Consider the following 20,258-nt stretch of genomic DNA (forward strand, 5'->3'; position numbering starts at 1 on the left):
AGGTTGTGAGCTTGTGCTTCGTATAGTTTTGACCCTTGAGATATTCGTAAAACTTAGCCCTCGCTGACTGAGTTACGTTACCGTTCAAGTCCACCGTTAAGGTTACAAAAATGGTCATGACTCATTCCCCCCTCGCTTTGTTGGCTTGAGATAGGACCGAACCAGCAAGGGTGTTCGTCTCTTCGCTGTACCTCTCACTCTGAAGCACTCGACCCGCTTTCGCTTCCATCTCAGCACTCGTTTGCTTTCCAGTGTTGGCCTGGGCCAACGTGGATGCAGCGAGACTCTTGGCGATTGCAGAGGCACGAGGATCGCGGAGGGTTTCGGAAGCCAGCTTGGCAACCCTGGTAGAGGACTGCTTTGTATTACTCGACATGACATTTACCTTTGTAGTAAAGGATAGAATTGTCAGCCCCAAGGATTGCCGGCCAGCAGAGAGCTGTTGACGATCACGTCAATGTTTGGCTCAATGCAGTCCCCCTAGGGCTAACGTAGTCGCTACTGTTTAGCTTTAGTTGGTGCGGATGGTTGTGCTTCGGTCTCCACAACTAGAACACGACCATTCGCAGACTTTTCTAAGCACCTCGTTCGAGGTCAGAAGCTAACGGCAAACCCCAACATGTAGGTTTTTTTCGCCGCCGAGATACAAGATAATGCGTTTTTGGGCATGAATCAACGTGCTACCTGTGGATAAGCCTGTGCGTAATTTGTGTGCGAAACGTGAAACTGCTCTGTAGACCGCGAGATAGCTCAAGCAGACCTTTTTTCAACAATTACGATGACTTGAAAACATCGTTCATTCCTGGCGATGGACGCGTCAAAAATATGGGGATAAGTCCCATATTGCGAGGGGGTTAGCTATTTCTTTCCGTGATCCCCATAGGCATACCCCATGTTCTTCGTCGCCTCTTGGCTCTGTCTGAGGTAAATATCACTCAGCGTCCACCTCAGCCTCTCATTCTCAGCTTTCAATGTCCCAATCTCTTTCAGTGCCCCCCGGTACATGACGATCAGCCCTGCAAGCTCCCTGTGGGCTGCTCTGAGGTTACGGCGGGTCAGCTCCAGGTCTGAACAGAGTATGTCCACTTGATGCTTAAGCATTTCCTCACGGCTAGGTAGACCAAGCTCAAAACCACTGTCATCGATTAGATTGTCTTGCATTGCTGTCACACCAAAATACTGTACAAATGAACAGTATCCGTACAGCACAGGACACTCAAGACGAGGGGGATGAACGGCGGTTCGGCGGGAATGAACGGGAGAAATCACCTCGGAAAACGCGCTAATGCGGCGTTCACATTGCCCGGTGTGAACGAACCCGATATTTTGTGAACGTTCTGCATGAATCCCCAAACGCAAAAAGGGCCCACCTTTCGGTGAGCCCTTCTAGACCGCCCAGCAGAGCGGATTTTGTTTGGTAGGCGCGATTGGACTCGAACCAACGACCCCCACCATGTCAAGGTGACCGTACCTCCATACTAACCTATTGATTTTAAAAGAAAAACTTTCGTCTAATGCACTGCGAAAAACGGCTATAGACCCCTTTTAAAATCAATAAGTTAGCGTTGTATATTCCTACAGTATTTTCCTCCCTCGGCCCAACTGGCCCCCATCCCCATGCGCTGCTAATCTGACCCATGAGCCAGGAGCTGCCGATGCCAAATCACGACCTAATCCCTTCGCTGCTACACAAAATCAATGAAAATCAGCTTGCCCTGGAGGCAGCCATTCTTGAACTGTCCAACTGGGTGGAGGCGCGCGGCTCAGTTGAAGTTGCCGACAACGTACGGGGGGCTCTAGACACGATCGAAATGAACGAAGAGTTCATCAAGATGGCGCTCGCGGTTCTAATGACGCCTGAATGATCGCTTTCGGCCGATTTTGTTGGAAAAGTCGGTCTGCCCAAACTGCTGCTTAGGGGAAAAAAGCCTTTTTTCGCTGCTGCGAGAAATCCGAGTCCTGGAGCGTCTGCCAAAAATAAAAAATCAATCTCGGAAGCGTACTTTCCTGATGCGCAAACCATAGGCGACTTCTTCAACACAATCGGCCAATCGAGGCCGTTCCGCACGAAGTTCCGCACGAAGATTGTCCCCTGTCACATTGCGCTCGCTAGCGGCTACCAGATATCGCCTGCATGCCTTCAGACCTATGAGCAGAATTCCTGGCTCAAGGCATCACGCCTCCAGCCATAAGCAGCTGAGGAACAGCAGCTTTGATTCAACGAAGATATGCGCCAGAGCTGTTTTTTTTGTCAAGCAGTTGCTCTGCGGCCAGCTTCATGAAACAGGCAGCATTGAGGAAAAGCAGAAGTATTGGACTATCGAGGCTCAGCGCAACTAGCTCTCATAGATTTTCCCTGTGTCAATGCCAGCGCAACAGCAATTCTTTCCTTCAGTTCGTCTTGCGAAAACGGCTTTTGCAATACGGGCCGCAAGGCAAACTCGCCCTGGAGTGCGGCGCGACCGTATCCCGAACTAAAGAGGAAGGGGATTTCGCGGTCGCGTAAAATCTCGGCGACGGGGAAGACTAACTGGCCGGCCAGGTTTACATCCAGCATCGCCAAATCCACCTCAATCGAGCGAGCGACGTCGCACGCCTTCCCGAGTTGGGCAACGGACGCAACGACCACGCATCCGAAGTCCTCCAACATATCCTCGATCAACATGGCGACTGCGCCCTCATCCTCGACAACGAGCACCCTGATTCCATTTAAAGCGTTCACAGGTAGTTCGCTCCGATAGGGAATGAGATGCGGCTAACCATCCCTGCAGCAAGAAACGGGAGCTCAATCCTTTTGTCCTGACGACGCTCTATACAACGCGTCATCAAACGCAACCCCAAACCATGTCGCGTTAATTCAAAAACTTCACCCAGAATTACACCGTCACAGCTGACGCCGTGCAGGCATACCGTACCGTTGTTGAAGGAATCTTTCGAATCGGTGTCTTTACACACCAGCTCCTGCGTCACGGCATGAAGCGCGGAGGCGTCCAGCAAATAATCGATCACTTATTGTATTTTGCCGTGCCTATCTTCGAATGCGCGCATATTAACCATAGCCACCAGCCGCGTGTCGTCTGGACCTATAAATTTACTGCCAACATGCCTAGATTCAAAGCAGTTTAGAGCACCGTTGCCACCGGGTCTTCGTCAGTCGAGAGGCGCCCCTTCCGGCAAGAGCAGCTATACGAGCCGCGGTCACGATCCCCATTACGCCTGAGTCCGAGCACACTGCGCCACAGCCGAGGCACCTCCGTGATGTATCTGAGGATCCAGCCGTCGCTGTCGCACGAATAGACGGCGCGAGGAAACGTATCGAGCGTGTGCTCATCAAGATTAGCATGTCGTACTCCTGAGCGCTTCGGGAAACTCTTGGAAACCGAAAGCGCATGACATCAGCTCTTCAAGCAAGTTATCAACGTTGACGCCTAGTCACACATGGTGTGCTCCGGATCAACAGCCTGCGCGCTGCGGGTCTCATTCTAGATTTTAGTAGGAGACTGGTCGCAGGGAAACAATAGGATTGAGTCGTGTTGACTATTCATTCCTGGTATCGGCTTCATACGCTGGTTTCCGGGGTGCCCTACAAGCTAAACATCCTTGTGTCTGGGCCACTCCCGCGAGCGAATCAGACGCTATCGGGCTACGGTGCGAGCGTCCTGCTGGTACAACCGCCCAAACAGGTTATCTGCCAGCGCCTTTGATCGTGTTGGAGGAACAAGCTATCGGTGCGGTAGAAAATTACCCAGGTCGCTGGGGTACGTACAGCCGCCGCGATAATCTACACCCGACCCCGTGGCCAAACCCGTACCACAAAGGCCAGCGTCTATATCAATAGCCCCTCGCGGACGAATGCTCGATGAACTTAATAAATGACCTATCGACCCTGCCTATATACACTCCGAGGGACTTGGTCATTACCTTGTCTGGATATGCACATGGATCTTAAACATCGCAACAACCTGAACGTGATAGGCGAAGGTCCAGCCACGCTGATTTTTTCCCATGGTTTCGGCTGCGACCAAACCATGTGGCGTTATCTCATAGGCCATTTCGTGGACCATTTCAGGATCGTCGTGTACGACCTCGTCGGCGCCGGCCGGTCAGACATCAGCGCGTATGACCGGACAAAGTACAACTCGCTGGACGGATACGCCTTAGACCTTAACGAAATCATTGACCAGTTCGCCATCGGGCCAGTGATTCTGGTAGGCCATTCCGTAAGCGCGATGATTGACGTCTTAGCTGACCGGCAAGTACCCGGTCGCATTGCTGCTCATATCATGGTGGGCCCATCTCCATGCTATATCGACTCCGACAACTATGTGGGTGGGTTCACGCTCGAAGACATCCAATCACTCCTCGACACTCTAGATGACAACTACCTCGGCTGGTCTAGCAATATGGCACCGGTCATCATGGGTGCGCCTGGGCAGCCCGAGTTAGGCGCTGAGCTAACTAATAGCTTCTGCCGTACCGACCCTGAGATCGCCAAGCACTTCGCAAGAGTGACCTTCATGTCGGACAACAGAGGAGACGTTGCTGGCTTGGCTACGCCGACCCTGATCCTTCAGTCTACCGACGACCTGATCGCTCCCATTGCCGTCGGCGATTATTTACGCGACACCATGCCCAACAGCACGCTCGTCCTAGTGGATAATGTGGGTCATTGCCCTCACATGAGCGCGCCGGGCGCCTGCGCTGATGCCATAGGAAGCTTTGTACAGCCTTGGAAAGGGTTAAATGCACGGTAAGCCACCACTGCTCGACCCGCAAAGACTCTATGAAGAGGCGCCATGCGGGCTGGTAGTGACGACAGAGGACGGGGCCATACTGCGCTCCAACCTTACGTTCAGGCACTGTATCGGTTTCAGCGCACAAGAGCTTCGGAACAAGCGCTTTCAAGATCTGCTCACAATGGGCGGGCGCATCTTTCATCAGACGCACTGGGCGCCACTGATGAAGTTGCAAGGCTCTGTCGCCGAGGTGAAACTCGACCTGCTGCATCGTGATCGGAGCAAAGTCACGATGCTCGTGAACGGGATCAGGCGCGACGGGACCAACGGTGTAGAGCACGAACTTGCACTCTTCACATTGTATGATCGAGACAAGTATGAAAGGGAGTTAATTAAAGCCCGGAGGCTCGCCGAAGAGCTACTGCAGCAGAAAACGGCTGCCGAAACGGAGCTCCGTCTGGCTCAAGCGGAACTGAGCAGGGCTTTCGAGAAAGCCCAGCAACGTGCATCATTTGCCGAGCAAATGGTCGCAATAGTAAGCCACGACCTGAAAAATCCACTGACGGCAATCAAAATGGGCACCGACGCGCTCGCACGCAGCGAGAGCCTCCCTAAGAAAATCAAGATACTCGGCTACGTAATGCAGTCAGCTAACCGTGCAGAACGCTTGATCGCGGACCTGTTGGATTTGGCCCTGGCCAGGGTCGGACAAGGAATCATCGTCTCTCCTCGTGCCGTGGATTTTCATGATCTTATCCGCCGAAGCGTCGAGGAACTGCGCGTTGCGTTTCCCAACGCCAAACTTGTTCACCACGCAAATGGGACAGGCTCTGCGCAGCTTGACGCGGACCGAGTACACCAACTCCTCGGTAACCTTATTGGGAACAGCGTGACCTATGGTGACCTGGAGCGGCCGATCACGATTACTTCAACTGTGGATGATGAAACTGCCTATGTATCGGTAAAAAACTATGGTGTTCCAATTGCGCCATCATTGATGACCCGATTATTCGAGCCGATGATCCGAGGCGCGGATCCCGAAGATGGCGTACGCAGCGTCGGTCTTGGGTTGTTTATCGTCCGGGAAATCGCCAAGGCACATGGCGGCCGGGTATCGGTCAGCTCCGATGACAAGGACGGCACTTCATTCACTGTCGCCTTTCCGCTCAATTAAGCTGCACCCTCCCGCAACTTGACCGCCTCCTAGCCCTGCTCGGTTTATCTCCCCACTGTCCTGCTGTACTGCAGCTTAGCTGTCCACGTTCAAGGACGATAGGACAATGGTGCCATGGCATTGGCTGCTTTCCCGAAAGTAATACAGGAACAGACTGGTCTGGTTGGAAGAGATTGTATCGTTAAATTCAAGGCCGCAGCCCTGCCCCTACAGAGTCGCTCATTGATCGCGGAGGCGACAGGCAGCTCCTGGCCGATTGCTGCCCTTCGCTAGAGAACGCTTCCACAGCTACCGCTCGCGATAGGTAAGGGGTAAAGACATCGAGAATCCTTGCAATTCAACGTGCCAGTTCAGTGGTGACATGCGCGTGAGCTGCTGGCGCAGCAGGGATGACATGCGTAAATGGAAGCGTATGAAGCGGCCTGAGAAATGGCAGCGGTTCTTCACGCCTTCCCGAGCACAACGTTTAGGGCGATGATGGACGACTTGGGATTTTTTCTTTTAAGGAAATAGGTATGTTGTCAGGGCAATGCCTTTGTGGAACTGTTCGATTTTCCCTTAACGTCCAACCAAGATTTTTTTATCGTTGCCATTGTTCTCTTTGCCGTAAACAAACCGGGGTTGGCCATAATCTAGCAACCATTGTCAAAGACAGTGACTTTCGGTGGGAGGCAGGAGAAGGCGAAGTAAGCAGCTGGCGTAAACCAAGTGGGTACAGAAACGATTTCTGTATGCGATGTGGCTCTACTGTCCCTAATGCCCTTCGAGATGCGCCTTACTTCTGGATTCCGATTGGGCTGCTTGATGACGAAGTGAACATGGATTGTGTGGGGGACTTTTGCACCGAGGATGCAATGTCTTGGGATCAGCATCGCTCAGTTAAAGCGCACGCCGGAGCGCCAGACTCACTTTTATTCCTTCTGAATGAGCTCCAAGTAAGGTAACCATCTCCGTTATATGCCCCGGTTTGCTCCAAGTCTAGGATACCAGCCTGCCTCGAGATCCAATCAATGCGAAATGGGGCCGGGGCGCGATGTGCCCGTTTTCTGCCCTCCACGAATGGCACAGTTCGGCCAGATGCAGACATTGCAGAAACTATCCGATCCCGAGCGAGGATTCTGCTGGAAATCTGGCGGGTCGCGATGCCGACCTCGGTCACGCTCATGCTGCGTAGCTTCTGAATCAGTATCCTCTCCCCGATACCGGCCATTAGACGTTGAGCTCTCCGAAGTGTCGCGGAAACGTATGTATAAAATACTGGACTAGCTTCCCCGCAACGTGATGCAGAGCCACGTTAAGGCCACAAGCCTGTTCCATTACCACGATAGACGACACATGCCTTCGATTATCCGCCTTGCTATACCGGAAGATGCGCCACTTTTGCCCGCCATTGAAACCTCCGCTGCTCAAGCATTTCGCATGTTTGATGAGTTGAGTTGGCTGGCTGAATCGCTTCCGATGTCCATTGAACATCATCGCAAACTCATTGCGTTATCGACATGCTGGGTTGCACTCGATGTCGGACATCGACCCCAAGGATTTCTCAGCGCTGAGCACAGCGGCAATGATCTTCACATCCATGAACTGTCAGTTATCCAATCGATGCAAGGTCAGGGTATAGGGCGGAATCTGATTGAGGCGGCAAAGGACTATGCACGTTCGAGTAGACTGGGTTTCGTAACGCTTACGACATTCAAAAACGTGCCCTGGAACGCCCCCTTCTATGCCCGCATGGGCTTTCACATTATAGCCTCCACCGACTTAGATCAGAGGTTAGCGGCGATATTGAGCGAGGAATATAAGCACGGATTCGCTCCGCAAAGTCGGTGTCCCATGGCATGGCCGGTGGTTTAAACGAGACCTTCAGGCGTCTCGGAAGCTGCGTTTGCCGGACTCATACGGTGAGAAATTGCGTTGGCTGGCAAAGCTTGCATCTCAATAGCTATCCGCTGCAGGGTGGGGCTGACTCATCAAAAGAATGCGAACGCAGACTTGACCCTCACGCTACGGGAGGGTTGACCATTCGCATGGTCAACCAAACGTATGAGATGGAATGGAATGATGAAACAACAAGCCGTTCTCGATGGTATCCCGCGCCGCCGGTCAGCACTCACCATGGCCCTTGCTCGTGCGACCCACCAACTTCTGGATGAGCCCACCCTACTGCATGATCGGCATGCGTTCGATGTATTGGGCAGCAGCTTGGCACGGGAAACGGTCATCGACCCCTATGCCTATAACGCTCCCATGCTCCGTACACTGCGCGCCGCTGTCGTTGCACGCGCCAGGCTTGTGGAAGATAGAGTTGCTCTCGCCATAGACGCGGGGCTGCGCCAAATCGTGATTCTGGGAGCAGGTCTGGACACGCTGTCTCTTCGCATCCCTGATAGCGTCAGATGCGTTGAGTTGGATCAAGTGGAGATCCAGCAATGGAAACTGGATCGTCTGGAAGAGAGCGGCGTCACCGTCCCATCTAATGTCGCCTTTGTTCCCGCAGACCTTGCTAAAGTCTCTTTGTCGGGACTTCTCGGTGACCAGGGAATTGACCCAGGACTTCCTACTTTCTTCAGCTGCCTGGGCGTACTTCCTTACCTGGAAACCCCCGTCGCTTCGGCCATCATGCGCCAAGTTTCCCGTTATCCATCCCAAAGCGAAATTGTGTTCGATGCGCGAGTTTCGCCCGGCTCGCTGTCACCGGTCGAGCAATGGATGGACGCTATGGCTGCGCGATCATTCGCGGCGGCGGGCGAGCCGTGGCTAAGCGATTTTGATCCCGCTGAACTAAAGGCGACGCTCCTTCGCGACGGGTTCTGCGAGGTGGAATGCCTGGATGCTAAAGCCATCAACGCACGATACTTCATCCGCCGGCGGGACGGACTTCAAACCGTGGATGGCGGCTTGCGTCTGTACAGAGCCACGGTCGGTTAACGAGCATTTGAAAATCGGTTATATGAGGGAGACATTGCTGTGCGGCTAAAAGTCGGCGAACTTTCCAAACGGTCGGGGCTTTCGGTTCGCACCTTGCACCACTACGACAGCGTCGGACTGCTTAAACCGTCCGTTCGCTCTGATGCGGGCTACCGTCTTTACGGAGAGGCGGACATCCAAAGGCTTAACAACATCCTGGCGCTTCGCGAGCTGGGGATTGCTCTTGATGAAATCCGCCAGATCCTGGAAGGCGGAATGCGTTCAGCTCCGGAAGTCCTGTCTGCTCAGCTGACCCATATCGATGCCGAAATATCACGTCAGCAGACGCTTCGCGCCGAGCTGGACCGGCTACAGCGAGCGATGCTTGAGAAGGACGAGCCGTCTGAGGCTGCGTGCCTGCGTACGCTAGAAGCCATGGCATTCTATCGCAGCCATCTCAGTGAAGAGGATCGGAGTTTGCCTTTGCTGGGAAGCAACGGAAGATTCGCGGCTGCTTGGCAGGAGCCTGTTGACGGCCTCCGGGAGCTATTTGAAAAGGGAGTGTCTCCTCGCGCGTCGGTTGCTCGCCACGCGGCACGCAATTGGATAGCGCTGGTGGAAAAAGACACGCAGTCAAACGCTGGAATGTTCGTGCGCGTGGACAATCTGCTTTCTTTGCGAGGAGCGGATTTGTCTAATACAGGGTTTTCTCCCCAACTGGGAGAATACATTTTAAGTGCGTTCTGCGAGCATCGCCTGCTGATTTATCGCAAGTATCTGGCTCCCAGCGCATATAAACACCTGCGATGCACTTACATCGGGGTAATGCGGGAGTGGCCGCGGCTACTCGATGGATTGGATGCCCTGCGCAAAGCTCGTCGTTCACCTACGAACGCTGAGGTGCAGCGTATGGCCAGGCTGTGGATTGACATGCGGCGCAAGCTTGCGCTGGACGATGCGGCCATCCAGGCCATGCGCCATGCCGAGGAATCCGAAGAAGAGTTGCGCGTAGGCACCTGGCTCCATCCTCGCCTGTTGGCATTTCTCAAGGAGGCCGTCGCTTCGATCGCTGCGAGTGCGAATGATCAAGCGCCCAACACTTGACCCACATACAGATACACACAAAGACTATGTTATTCAAAACGCCAATTTCGCATCGCGGGCCTTTATCGTCAGATCGCTCGCAGTGCGAAGGGCCGCTTCTGGTCGAAAGCAGTCACTCGCGACCGGCAGATTCCGACCCGAAGCGGTCGTAACGCAGCTTCCAAACCAGGGCGTGAATGGATCAATCCAGCCAGGCCGAAGTCCTGCCTCATATTCTTTGCGTACGTAGGCGAGCGACTCTGCGCATCCCATTTCCGCCTCGATAGCGCCTATGCATCCCCAGCAATCTCCGCCGCAATTGCCTGATAGCGGATCTGCTGGGTCGTCGAGTACGCGTCTGCAATTGTTTCCCTCAATAGGCGTATCCTAGCGCTACCTTTCCCATATATGCAGAACTCGAATAGCCAATGGACTTGATTCATGTGATGCGATCGTTCGTGCGAGTCTACGAAACGCAGTCTTTCAGCGCTGCTTCTAAAGACTTGAGCCTGAGCCAGCCCTCGGTATCCAAGGCAGTTGCGCAGCTCGAGCAAGCGCTGGGGACACAGCTTTTTCTGCGCTCGACACGCGGCCTGACGCCGACCGATGCGGGACAGAAATTCTATGAGCACTCGATCCGTACGTTGGATGAGGCCGACCGGGCCGTAAGAGCGGTCAAAGGTGAGAACGCGCCGTTGACCGGTAGGTTGCGGGTAAGCGGCACCATCACGTTCATGAGCCAGCACATTATCCCAAGACTGCCCATATTTTTGGAGCGACACCCTGACCTGACCATCGACATGCTCCTGGATGATGGAAACATTGGCCTTGTGGAAGAGGGAGCAGAGGTCGCACTACGTATGGGTAAGTTGGCCAGTTCTAACCTGACAGCGCGCAGAATAGGCCAATGTCGTCGTGTCGTCATTGCGTCTCCCAGCTATCTGGAAAAGCATGGCAGGCCTAAAAAGCCGAGCGACCTCGAGACGCATGCAGCCATCGTCTTGTCTCGGGGCGAAGGCGGCGAACATATTGCATTTTCCAAGGATGACCTTTCGATTGAGGTGGTGCTCCAGCCCAGGATGCGCGTTAGTGCGCTGGAGGGGCTGAGGGCTGCGGTACTGGCCGGTATGGGCTTGGCAGTGGCAAGTGAATGGATCGTTCAGGATGAGCTGGAGAGCGGACAGGTCGTTGAAGTAGTTAGCGACTGGACTATGCAAAGCCTCGATTTGTGGATGGTGCTGCCAAACGGGGCTCGCCACGCGAGCTCCAACGCCCGCGCTTTCATTGCCTTCGTCGAAGATCAACTTGCAGCTACGCGATACGGCGTGAGTTGAAGGTGTTACTCCCGCAGGCACTCCATGTATTTAAGACGTTCTTCGATCACAACCATTTACGATAGCGAAGTCCTGCATATACGCAGGAGCGTTTCATTAGCCGGTAAGGGATGCGAGAGAGGACTGATCCCCTCCCGCCTCCAGATTCAATCAAAACGTAAGGCCAACGGCGCTGAAGAATGCATCCATTCGGCCGTCTAGCTCCCCCTTGGTTTCCGCCCACGCCGGTACCGTATCCAGAAGGCGCTGTTGCCATGCATAAAGGTTAGGGAACTCCTCAAGTGGCGGCTTGGATCGGTTGATCTGGGAGAACGGCGCGGCGATATCGATGTCAGCCAAGGTGAGTTCATCGCCGACAATGAACTGCCGATCTGCGAGGTGCGTATCAAGAACCTGAGCCGCCGCGCGAATCTTGCTCAAGGCAAGATTGATCACAGCAATGTTCTGGGGTTTGCCCATCGCCCGGGCACCCACACGCTCATCAAAGAGCAGCACGAAGAAGACACGCCACTGCTCGCCTGACCAGAACATCCACTGCAAGACTTCCGAGCGCTCTTTCGCCGTTTTCCCAAGCAGGGGGGAGTTGGCCTTTTCAGCGAGGTAGATATTAATTGCCGAAGACTCCCAGAGGATCGTTTCGCCCTCCTGAAGAACCGGAGTCAGACCATGCGGGTTGAGCTTCAGAAACTCAGGTGTATGGCTTTCGCCTTTGAAGAGGTCGACATTGATTCGCTCGATCTCGATACCCATGAGCTTTGCCGCAGTCGTGACACGACGAAGACTGCCCGAGCCCAAGTCGCCGTGGATTTTAATCGTCATAGTATTTTCGCAGGTAGGTTATTAAACGGATTTGACGTCACCGTGCGTCACTCGCAACTAAAGGTACGTCCGAGTGTTTTGAGGCAGAAGTGGCGGCCAATGCATGACATTTATTCGAATATCGAATATTTCATGTCAGTCAACGTTCGAGTGACCGTTTTTGGCCGACAGCTGCAGGCCGATGCAGCTCGTCGCCTAGCCCTCGCAGATATTGCCCTGCCTCGGATACTGTATACACATACAGCATTAAGCAAGCGCCCCCCATGAATCTTGAACAAGCCAAAGCCCTGAGAATCAAGCAATGGCGCGATACGCTCGACGATCAGGACTTCCAGTTACAGAACCCTGAGGCGTATCGATCCAGCCTGCTCTCGGCAAGCGCGAGGCTCGCCGAGGAGCGGTTGATTGATCCAGACGAACAGTTTGGCATGGACGAACTAGCGAACTCCGCATACTGGCTCGCAGTGGAAGAGCTGCAATCGACGACGGTCCTTTATCACAGCGCGTCTCACTACGACCTTGTCGCGCGAGACGGCATCTCAAACCTGGGCACGATTCGTCAATCAACGTTTTCAGAGAAAAGCGAGGGCCGCCGCATCCGTCCCTACGACGGAAAAGTGTATCGCCAAGGTGAAGAGCTAAAGCTGATCTACAGCGCGTCGCCAACTACGGGCGTGATTGAGGGGCTTGTCCTCACTTTGGATGATGGTCGCCAGTTTGATCTGGTCGAGACAGCCAGAATGATCCTGGGAGTGGTTTACACCCCCATTGAAGATCCAGACGTCTACCGTTGGCTTGTCGATGCCCTGCAAGTCGCACGCGAAAATCGAAATTTGGTGCTGATGGAAAAGCTCAGGCCATTTGCGGAGCTGGCGAGGTTCGTCCTGTGTTCGTCGTGCTCGGACCGGTTTGGCGAGCGTGACGACTGCCTATCTTGCAACGGCTTAGGGTTCGTCGAAAGACCGAAATGCCCAGGTAAACTTCCCTTGGAGCGTCGAGGTCCATTGGAAATAACCAGCGAACCCGGGGTGCAAGATGTGCGGCGGAGTTGAGGCAGCGGACAAAAATAGAGCCTATGAACGGGTCAGGGTGTATTTCCCGAACCCCAAGGCAGCAATTCCCGTGGTACTGCAGGACGGGACGGATCTTGGGTGGGTGCGATGGGGGCGCCGTCGAGAGGAGAAAGGCACAGGCCCATCAGGTGGGTGGGCAAAACTAGAGACGGTGGAACGAGGGGGATGGGAAAAGTATCACCCGCAGCGAGCGCTGGGACTTGTGCAGCGATACATGGAGAAAGATGCGGATCGCGTGTCGCACTGGTTCGATATGAACGAGGGCTTTGGGCTTGAATGCCTAATATTAGGTGAAGGCGATGCTCGGCGCGTGTACATAGTCACCACTTCCCCTCCTCCGGAATATGCATTCATACACGACCGCTGGCCGATGATCGGGCGGATTCCCGGCGGCACCGGCTGACCCCAGAGAGGCACCGCGCCACCATATTACTAACTGTATTTCTGGCTTATCCTCTGGTCCCTACGAACCGAGGCTGCGCCATGGATAGACTAAGTAGGGCGGAAATTGAGGATGCCTTGGGACGCTTGCTACCAGGTAGCATGGTCAAATGTGTTTTATGGGGTGACGGTTCCGCCTCACTTACGGTAACAGGTGAGACCGGGGAATCATTTGCGGTAGTGGGACTGGTCCGAAGTGACTATCGAGGGGGAGCTGGATTGAAAAGCCTCGCTAAGCATATATTTGAGGACATTCAGCTAGCTCGACAGGGATTGAAAACCCACAGAGCGAAACCGTTGTGCAATATTGGTAATCAATCCAGCACCACCGCCCCAGCGCAATACAAAGCCCGCCACTAGGCGGGTTTCTGTTTTTTTTGTTGCTAACCCTTGTTCGATTCATCCTTGATGGACCAGGCGTAGAACGCTACAGCTTCCTCAGCAAGCCTGCGCCATTCAGCGTTATCGATTATCCCCTTCTGCCTATATTCGTCAGCAATTCGGAGGAGAAGGCCGTACTGTCTTTCGGCGTCTGCTCGGCCTTCCGGCCTTCGAAGGAGCTCTCTCCACACATTAAGCGCCTGTTCCTTATTCAATCCAGCCATCCTCTCTTCCTCAACGTCGTCCTGCGGTGGAGCCTATCATCACCAAAATGTTCCATGCTGTGGATGGGTGGGCTAATCGATGTCTGGGCATCAGCTCCCGCATATTGCGTGACAAGCGCGCAAGTTAATTACGGCCCGATCACCGTCGTCGGTGATGGCGATAATTCGTTGAGCATGCGCTGGCTCGAATTGGGCTCTTTTCCTCCATGAATCCGCAGAAACCGCCCGCGGTGGCTGACCCAGCCAAGCCGCAGGAGGGCGCGGAGCAGATTGTGCTGCAGAAGGGCGAACCGGCCGATGCCTTCGAGTGGCTCAAGGTTAGCCACGTTATCGGCAACGCGCGCAACCAAGGGGGCCGAGCTAGCTCGCCCTGTCGCCGGTTTACCCATCTGACACTCGTCGCCAAAACACCCAATCGATCAACCTTGGCTCTAGCAGCGCCTACGCTACAAAAGGCTTGATGGCCTGCAGCCTATTTCAAGGAAGATCAAAATGAGAGTCGCCACCTTTATTCTAACTTCTTGCCTATCGTTCCCTTCAGCTGCAGGTATGCAGCTGGATTACAAATGGTCGTATGATGATGATTCAGAGTATTCCATCATTTCCTCTGTTGAGACCGGGCCTACCGTCCAGGCAGTTATTCGCCGCGTAGGCTCTTACTTTACCTCCTACACCATGATCGAGATCGACTGCACTACTAGGTACGTACGCCAAATGGGATACCACAGCAGCGTTGTAGGTGCTCAAGCTGCTAAGTACGACCTTCACAGCCGCTTTATCGAGGGAATGCTTGCCCACAAAGTACACGCGGTGCTGTGCAGAAGCTCACCTATGACGGAGGAACACTTAACAAACCTACCTGCCGAATAGGTCCCACCTAGTCGTCAGTGATATTAACCTGTTACCGACATGCTAAAACTGCTGCGACAAGCTCCCGCTCATAGCCCATGCGCTGCCGGCGCTCAGCCAGCAGCGCCCGGACTTTCACCTCGAGCGAGTCGGACTTCTTAAGCCCATCAGTTGCCCAGAGCGGTGCCGCCACCTCCTCGGTCTTGCATGGCACCTGCACGGGAATCTCCACCCGGACCGTTCGAATCTCAGGCTCACGACCGGCGCATCCCGCCAGCGCCAGCACACCAATCAGCAGCATCGCCTTCATAAGCCAAGCTCCCGATCGATGATGGATTCAGCCGCGGTGCACTGGGCGCCGCCGGTTCGCTCCTGCAGGAGGCGATTGGCTACCGCGTAGTCTGGCTGGGCCTCTTCCCTGGCCTTATCCTGCGCCAATGCGGCATTTCGCTCCCGCAACTCACCCGCCAGAACAAGCTCGCCCAGCTTCCGGCCTTGCTCGTCGGCCAACGACTCTAGGTTGTCACGGGCCAGAGTGGCCCGGGATAGGTCTTTGTTCGATGCGTCCAGCAGTGGCCTATAGTGGGCAGCAGCCAGCCACCCACCGAACCCCGCTCCTACGGAGAACAGCAGCAACGCCAGCGCGCCCAGGACCAACAACTTCAGCGTGGCGGGACTCATGGCACATCCTTGAAAAAGATGTGGTGCCGGAGGCGGAAAGTCTGGGTGGCGTCCTTGGCCCAGATCGGAGGATTCGGCAACGTGGTCGCGTAATAGTGGGTCGCGCCATTGGTGATATCAGGCTCCGCGCCGGAGATCACCAGATCCGCCGCCCGCTGTGCCTGGGCGAACTGCTTCGGCGGGATTGGCTTGGCTCCGCTCAAATAGGGATAGTTCGGGTCGTTCTTGTTCCAGCAACTGAACTGGTAGGGTTTCAGGCAAACCCCTGCATAGCCCTCTCCCCACCAGGAGCGGTCCTTGCGATCATTCACGCGATTGCGGATTACGCAGCCCACGGCAACCTGGCCGGCCAGCCCCTCCCCGCGGGCTTCGGCCCACAGCGTGCGCGCGAGGATGTCGCGATCCTTTTCTGTTGTAGTCATTTACATTTCTCCAGGCAAAAAAAATCCCGCTCTCGGCGGGCTTGGAATTGGGTTGAGCGAGATGAACGAGTTAGAAGCCGGTAACGTCTGCGACCATAATCACGGGCATTGGCCCAATCGGTGAATTGGCAGGCGGGCTGGTTGTCGGCGGCCCTTGATTCGCTAGAAGCCCCGACGTGACAGTTCCACCTGACACCCTGACCGACCGAATCATCACCATGAACGCGAGATTTTGTCCTACCTGATTCTGGCGATATCGCGTGTCATAGTTGCTGATCCCACAGGCGTAGGTACGGCCAATCACGACCGGCAATGAGAACGACTGCGTGTCCGAACTGGTTTCATACACTGCGGAAATCCTGAGGATTTTGTTGTTCGAGTCGAAGGTGAGGTTTCCTGCCGAGTCAAAAAGCTGCAAGCCACAACGCGACGGGACAACAGGAGCATCGCCAAAGCAGTAGCACACGACGCTGTCGGCAGTATTCGACCAGAACTCGTAATCAGCGCTGCTGGCAGTAAGAACAACGCTCCTAACTGCAATGGACGATGAAGCCGCCGTCTCACCGAAGAGGACAAACTTGGTTGCCTTGGGCAGGCTTAAAGCAGCCCTATAAATGGTCGAGCCACGGGTCCAACCATATATAGTGAATTTGCCCAAAAACGAAACCGTCAGGACATCTGAATCGATCTGAAGGGTGTTGGTGTCCCTGAATACCTGAAGCCCTATTGGCATCTACCTAACTCCATAGAAAACCTGGCACCCGACCCTAGGGGCATTCGCAGTGGTGCCCTGCCCCCTGAAGTCGGAAAAGCTCCACGAAATGGTGGTCCCATTAATGGTGATGAATGGCACGCAAACAACCGTGGTGTCACCTCCACCTACCCCTTTTGCAGAGAAAAACCATGGGCTTCCCCCTGCAAACCCAGGCACAAAAACAGAACCATTTGCCGTTCCGGTGAAAAACGATCCTAGGTATCGCCCCGTGATCGTGTCGGTTGTGAAGGACACCGAGCCGTCAGCATTGTAAACCTCTAATCCTGCTGGCATCACCAGATCCCCAGACGCACTCGAAGCTGCCCTGCCTGATCGAAGACCTGAACAACTTGGTTATTGATCGTGAGCTTGCCTCCACCCGAGACCGCTCCATTGAACTCAATTCCCCCCGTCTTGCTGAGCCTCCAACCCGACACCCCAGGGACATAGTTGGTTGATTGAATGGTGTCGCCGATCTTCGCATTGGTGATTGATCCGTCTTGAATAAACGCCGCCTTGATGTAAGCGGTGTTGTTCTGCACCACGAACGGATAGAAGACCTCCGAAGCGTTGGGATCGACTATCGCGAAGCGGCTGGCTGCGATGAGGACTTGGCTGGTGATGATTCCTTCGTCGTTTTCTACTCCAACCCCGATCCCGGCAAGGTAGGGTTTCCCATCAACAGTAAGCTGGGTCTTGATGCTGTACATCGCGGCAAGCTCGCTCTTGAGAGCGTCGATCTCTATCTGGGCGCCGCCGGAATCGATTTTCTCGAGCAAGTGCTTGCTGAGCTGGGTTTCCGTGATCTTATCGTTCAGGTAGTCCAGGATTGGCCCTGCGTCAGCCGACGACTGTCCAAAGACTGGGCCGAAGAAAGCGCCCATATTTCCGACCCGATCAACCAGGCGTGCCCAGAAGAAATAGGTTTTTCCGGGAGCGAGTCCCATGATGGTCAAGTCAGTTTGTGGGTAGGTGTAGTCACCGAATTTGGTGGCATCTACGATCTGGTTGGTTTCGCTATACCAGATCTCCGTCCGTTGCAGATCCGCAGTGCTTACGCCCTGAGGAATCTCCCACTTCAGTTTGATACCGAACACGATCGACTCGGCAATGAACGAGGAGACTTCAGGCGGAGGCGTAGTTTTTCCGTTCAGCACCGTCTCCGCAGAGGTTGCGAAAACAGAGCCGATATCGAGCGAGTTGATCGCTCGCACCTTCGCCGTGTACCTCCCGGCATAGATCCCGCTGACGTCAATTGATGTCGTCCCGGTACGGCCTGCAAAGATCCAATCACCTTCATCCTTGCGCCAATACACCTCATAAGCGATTGCCGCTTCTGGCCTCTCCCAGGTAATTGTCATGACGCTGATCGCGCTACCCTGATCGACGAAATGGTCGTTACTGAGTGTCACGTTCGTTGGCGGCTTCTGAACGCTTGGGGGAACGACGCTGATTGGTGGACGCTCGATACGGCTGCCGTTGTCGATTGCACCGTATTTGCTCGAGTTGTGCCGTACAGCATTGATGGTGAACTTGATTTCCGTGTCCGAAAAATCTTCCGCTACGGACATCACCCGAAACTGTTGCACCGCCAAGGCAGGTGAGTCGATTGCCCACATGGAGTGAAGCGGTGGCAACGCCTCGAGGCTTTCCGACAGCACAACTTGTTGTACCTCAGCCGGAAAACCCGTGGTATCAAAAGTGATGTTGCCGTTGTCCCACGTGATGCCGGAGCTGTCCCAAGTCAGCGGATAACCCACAGACTTGATGGCTCGAGACACAGCCTTACCGTTGGGCATAATCAGGGTGATGGTGTCGCCCGGAAAGGCCGTCACATCCGCGTCGAGGACGAGAGTGTCGAGCGTTGAAGAACGCAGCCGGCCACCAATTCGGCGCCCAGCCCTGTCGTTATCCGCGATCCGGATGATCTGACCAGGCCGCGCCAAGGTGCCATCCAAGCCAACGGAAAAGCTGACGCTCTCTGTCTCCAGACGACTGGTAAGCAATGCCCATTTACCAACGCGCTGCGCCTGAGCCTGAGACGTGCATCCTGTAGCTGTGATTTCGGTTTGCTGGATGCCGTAACGAGCGATTCCGGGCTGGTCGTCTACGTACTCAACCTTCTGCCGGTAAAAATCCGAAGGATCGTTCCAGCTCACCAGGGCAACGGTATAGCGCGTCTTCTTGGCAGATCCGGTGTAGTTGAATTTCCCGTCGATGACGTTGGCATTCGAGTAGGTATAAACAGGATCCTCTGGTATATCGGCCACGGCCATGACGGAACCGGCAGCCCAGTACGCCATCCCACGGAACGCTGTCGCCAGATCCTGGAGCACGCGCAGCGCATCAGCGCGGACCGAAAGGTACAGATTGCAGGTGAAACGCGGCTCGGTGCCGCCCTTTCCGTCGGGGACTGGCTGATCGCAATACTGACCGATCCGATACAGCTCCCATTTATCCACCTGCCCCGCGTTCAGCAGATGGCCGAGCCCATAGCGGAAATGCAGCAGTAAGTCGTAAAAAATCCAGGCAGGATTATCTGTCCAGGCGCTTTTAAAGGTGCCATCCCAGACTCCCGTGTAGGTGCGCGTCTCTGGGTCATAGTTGCTTGGAACCTTGATGATGCGGCCATACAAATCGAACGAGCGAGTCGGAATCGATTGAAACTGCGACGCATCGAATTGCAGGCCGACGATGGCCGAACCTGGGTATCTCAGCTTCGCGTCGATAATCTCTGTAATTGCCTCAACGTTGGTGGTGTCTGATATCGCGGAGCTGGTGGCATTGGCCGTCAGACGGATCACGCGCACGGTCCAGCCTCTGGTCGCGCTAGGAAGGTCGACGCGGTGTGATCGTTCGTATTTTGTCGATGTCTTTCCGCTGAAAGCCGCGTCTAGCACGGACACAAAGGGACCGCCGTCGGTGGACAGCTCAATCCTGTATCGGACCGTGTATCCGTTGGTGTCGCCGTTTGTGGTGTTTGTCCGTGCAAGACGTGGAGTGGAAAGTCTGATCCGGACTGCCGAGAGTTGAAGATTGGTTACCGCGCGCACCCAAGGCTGGTCGGAGCGGAGCTCAACACCGACGGCAATTTCGCTCTCCACCGCGGGGAAGCCCGAGATGTGTAGTTGATCTTGACTGCCGGTTCGCACCTCTTGGCTGACGCCGCTGAAGTTCAGCGTTCCATCCGGGTTTGCCAGCGGTGTTTCATCAAGAAAAATGGACTGCATGCCGTTCGCCAAGCCTCGAATCTCACCTTCACTCACCAGGTCGAGAATTCGCGCGAAAGCGGTGCTTTGCAGGTTGTCCGGAGCCTCAACGGAAGGACGCGGCTTCGACTCACCACCCTTGCGTCCGGCTATGGCTAGCTGGGTCATGAC

Annotated in this window: 19 protein-coding genes and 1 pseudogene; 10 read left to right on the forward strand and 10 right to left on the reverse strand. The window is 54.8% G+C overall.

All coding sequences use genetic code 11. From position 1 onward, the window contains the following. Positions 1-121 precede the first annotated feature (121 nt). Both DOCECA_RS13325 and DOCECA_RS13330 read right to left on the reverse strand, forming a co-directional pair. Positions 122-376: a hypothetical protein gene (locus tag DOCECA_RS13325; RefSeq protein WP_445570644.1), complete on the reverse strand. Its 255-nt coding sequence runs from the start codon at positions 374-376 to the stop codon at positions 122-124. 482 nt (positions 377-858) lie between these two features. After that, complete coding sequence (locus DOCECA_RS13330; protein ID WP_445570645.1) at positions 859-1,161, reverse strand: hypothetical protein; 303 nt, start codon at positions 1,159-1,161, stop codon at positions 859-861. A gap of 494 nt (positions 1,162-1,655) precedes the next feature. On the opposite strand from DOCECA_RS13330, the gene DOCECA_RS13335 reads away from it, so the two are divergent. After that, entirely contained in the window at positions 1,656-1,865 is a 210-nt protein-coding gene (locus DOCECA_RS13335; RefSeq protein ID WP_434606744.1) for a hypothetical protein, read from the forward strand. Positions 1,866-2,317: 452 nt separating this feature from the next. On the opposite strand, the gene DOCECA_RS13340 is transcribed toward DOCECA_RS13335, so the two are convergent. Both DOCECA_RS13340 and DOCECA_RS13345 read right to left on the reverse strand, forming a co-directional pair. Then, a complete protein-coding gene (locus DOCECA_RS13340) occupies positions 2,318-2,665 on the reverse strand; it encodes a response regulator (protein WP_445570646.1) in 348 nt (115 codons plus the stop codon). Positions 2,666-2,718: 53 nt separating this feature from the next. Then, positions 2,719-3,009: a hypothetical protein gene (locus tag DOCECA_RS13345; RefSeq protein WP_445570647.1), complete on the reverse strand. Its 291-nt coding sequence runs from the start codon at positions 3,007-3,009 to the stop codon at positions 2,719-2,721. A gap of 929 nt (positions 3,010-3,938) precedes the next feature. Here DOCECA_RS13345 and DOCECA_RS13350 point away from each other — a divergent pair. The 8 genes and pseudogenes from DOCECA_RS13350 (at position 3,939) to DOCECA_RS13385 (ending at position 11,234) form a co-directional block, all read left to right on the forward strand. Then, positions 3,939-4,754, forward strand: coding sequence for an alpha/beta fold hydrolase (locus tag DOCECA_RS13350; protein ID WP_445570648.1), 816 nt, complete (start codon positions 3,939-3,941; stop codon positions 4,752-4,754). After that, positions 4,744-5,910: an ATP-binding protein gene (locus tag DOCECA_RS13355; protein WP_445570649.1), complete on the forward strand. Its 1,167-nt coding sequence runs from the start codon at positions 4,744-4,746 to the stop codon at positions 5,908-5,910. The genes DOCECA_RS13350 and DOCECA_RS13355 overlap by 11 nt, the downstream gene beginning before the upstream one ends. Before the next feature lie 319 nt (positions 5,911-6,229). Next, positions 6,230-6,340 (forward strand): annotated as a pseudogene (locus tag DOCECA_RS13360) (DUF1289 domain-containing protein); the annotation flags it as partial. An 85-nt stretch (positions 6,341-6,425) separates the two neighbouring features. After that, entirely contained in the window at positions 6,426-6,854 is a 429-nt protein-coding gene (locus tag DOCECA_RS13365) for a GFA family protein (protein ID WP_445570650.1), read from the forward strand. Between the two features lie 391 nt (positions 6,855-7,245). Continuing rightward, complete coding sequence (locus tag DOCECA_RS13370; RefSeq protein WP_445570651.1) at positions 7,246-7,764, forward strand: GNAT family N-acetyltransferase; 519 nt, start codon at positions 7,246-7,248, stop codon at positions 7,762-7,764. A gap of 207 nt (positions 7,765-7,971) precedes the next feature. Next, entirely contained in the window at positions 7,972-8,838 is an 867-nt protein-coding gene (locus DOCECA_RS13375) for a class I SAM-dependent methyltransferase (protein WP_445570652.1), read from the forward strand. Positions 8,839-8,877: 39 nt separating this feature from the next. Next, positions 8,878-9,921, forward strand: a complete 1,044-nt coding sequence (locus DOCECA_RS13380) for a MerR family transcriptional regulator (RefSeq protein ID WP_445570653.1) — start codon at positions 8,878-8,880, stop codon at positions 9,919-9,921. 407 nt (positions 9,922-10,328) lie between these two features. Then, complete coding sequence (locus DOCECA_RS13385; RefSeq protein WP_434701905.1) at positions 10,329-11,234, forward strand: LysR family transcriptional regulator; 906 nt, start codon at positions 10,329-10,331, stop codon at positions 11,232-11,234. A 150-nt stretch (positions 11,235-11,384) separates the two neighbouring features. Here DOCECA_RS13385 and DOCECA_RS13390 read toward each other — a convergent pair whose 3' ends face one another. Further along, positions 11,385-12,053 carry a glutathione S-transferase family protein gene (locus tag DOCECA_RS13390; RefSeq protein WP_445570654.1) on the reverse strand — a complete coding sequence of 223 codons (669 nt, stop codon included), beginning with the start codon at positions 12,051-12,053 and terminating at the stop codon, positions 11,385-11,387. A gap of 263 nt (positions 12,054-12,316) precedes the next feature. On the opposite strand from DOCECA_RS13390, the gene DOCECA_RS13395 reads away from it, so the two are divergent. After that, entirely contained in the window at positions 12,317-13,105 is a 789-nt protein-coding gene (locus DOCECA_RS13395) for a hypothetical protein (RefSeq protein ID WP_445570655.1), read from the forward strand. Positions 13,106-15,073: 1,968 nt separating this feature from the next. Here the strand turns inward: DOCECA_RS13395 and DOCECA_RS13400 are convergent. The 5 genes from DOCECA_RS13400 to DOCECA_RS13420 form a co-directional block, all read right to left on the reverse strand. Then, the gene (locus DOCECA_RS13400; RefSeq protein ID WP_434559779.1) at positions 15,074-15,331 is read right to left on the reverse strand and encodes a hypothetical protein; all 258 of its coding nucleotides are present in this window, start codon (positions 15,329-15,331) and stop codon (positions 15,074-15,076) included. Continuing rightward, complete coding sequence (locus tag DOCECA_RS13405; RefSeq protein WP_445570656.1) at positions 15,328-15,702, reverse strand: hypothetical protein; 375 nt, start codon at positions 15,700-15,702, stop codon at positions 15,328-15,330. The genes DOCECA_RS13400 and DOCECA_RS13405 overlap by 4 nt, the downstream gene beginning before the upstream one ends. Then, positions 15,699-16,124 carry a cell wall hydrolase gene (locus DOCECA_RS13410; protein ID WP_420765740.1) on the reverse strand — a complete coding sequence of 142 codons (426 nt, stop codon included), beginning with the start codon at positions 16,122-16,124 and terminating at the stop codon, positions 15,699-15,701. The genes DOCECA_RS13405 and DOCECA_RS13410 overlap by 4 nt, the downstream gene beginning before the upstream one ends. Positions 16,125-16,194: 70 nt before the next feature. Further along, positions 16,195-16,857, reverse strand: a complete 663-nt coding sequence (locus tag DOCECA_RS13415) for a hypothetical protein (RefSeq protein ID WP_420765739.1) — start codon at positions 16,855-16,857, stop codon at positions 16,195-16,197. 314 nt (positions 16,858-17,171) lie between these two features. Further along, positions 17,172-20,255, reverse strand: coding sequence for a host specificity protein J (locus DOCECA_RS13420; protein ID WP_445570657.1), 3,084 nt, complete (start codon positions 20,253-20,255; stop codon positions 17,172-17,174). Positions 20,256-20,258: the final 3 nt, after the last annotated feature.

This window comes from Pseudomonas sp. E102, assembly GCF_052660185.1.

Bases quoted from the DNA above. Each gene is read 5' to 3' on its own strand.
- DOCECA_RS13335 (WP_434606744.1), top strand. From the start codon at position 1,656: ATGCCAAATCACGACCTAATCCCTTCGCTGCTACACAAAATCAATGAA.
- DOCECA_RS13400 (WP_434559779.1), bottom strand. From the start codon at position 15,331: ATGAAGGCGATGCTGCTGATTGGTGTGCTGGCGCTGGCGGGATGCGCC.
- DOCECA_RS13375 (WP_445570652.1), top strand. From the start codon at position 7,972: ATGAAACAACAAGCCGTTCTCGATGGTATCCCGCGCCGCCGGTCAGCA.
- DOCECA_RS13325 (WP_445570644.1), bottom strand. From the start codon at position 376: ATGTCGAGTAATACAAAGCAGTCCTCTACCAGGGTTGCCAAGCTGGCT.
- DOCECA_RS13395 (WP_445570655.1), top strand. From the start codon at position 12,317: ATGAATCTTGAACAAGCCAAAGCCCTGAGAATCAAGCAATGGCGCGAT.
- DOCECA_RS13340 (WP_445570646.1), bottom strand. From the start codon at position 2,665: ATGTTGATCGAGGATATGTTGGAGGACTTCGGATGCGTGGTCGTTGCG.
- DOCECA_RS13370 (WP_445570651.1), top strand. From the start codon at position 7,246: ATGCCTTCGATTATCCGCCTTGCTATACCGGAAGATGCGCCACTTTTG.
- DOCECA_RS13390 (WP_445570654.1), bottom strand. From the start codon at position 12,053: ATGACGATTAAAATCCACGGCGACTTGGGCTCGGGCAGTCTTCGTCGT.
- DOCECA_RS13410 (WP_420765740.1), bottom strand. From the start codon at position 16,124: ATGACTACAACAGAAAAGGATCGCGACATCCTCGCGCGCACGCTGTGG.
- DOCECA_RS13330 (WP_445570645.1), bottom strand. From the start codon at position 1,161: ATGCAAGACAATCTAATCGATGACAGTGGTTTTGAGCTTGGTCTACCT.
- DOCECA_RS13420 (WP_445570657.1), bottom strand. From the start codon at position 20,255: ATGACCCAGCTAGCCATAGCCGGACGCAAGGGTGGTGAGTCGAAGCCG.
- DOCECA_RS13350 (WP_445570648.1), top strand. From the start codon at position 3,939: ATGGATCTTAAACATCGCAACAACCTGAACGTGATAGGCGAAGGTCCA.
- DOCECA_RS13405 (WP_445570656.1), bottom strand. From the start codon at position 15,702: ATGAGTCCCGCCACGCTGAAGTTGTTGGTCCTGGGCGCGCTGGCGTTG.
- DOCECA_RS13365 (WP_445570650.1), top strand. From the start codon at position 6,426: ATGTTGTCAGGGCAATGCCTTTGTGGAACTGTTCGATTTTCCCTTAAC.
- DOCECA_RS13355 (WP_445570649.1), top strand. From the start codon at position 4,744: ATGCACGGTAAGCCACCACTGCTCGACCCGCAAAGACTCTATGAAGAG.
- DOCECA_RS13415 (WP_420765739.1), bottom strand. From the start codon at position 16,857: ATGCCAATAGGGCTTCAGGTATTCAGGGACACCAACACCCTTCAGATC.
- DOCECA_RS13385 (WP_434701905.1), top strand. From the start codon at position 10,329: ATGGACTTGATTCATGTGATGCGATCGTTCGTGCGAGTCTACGAAACG.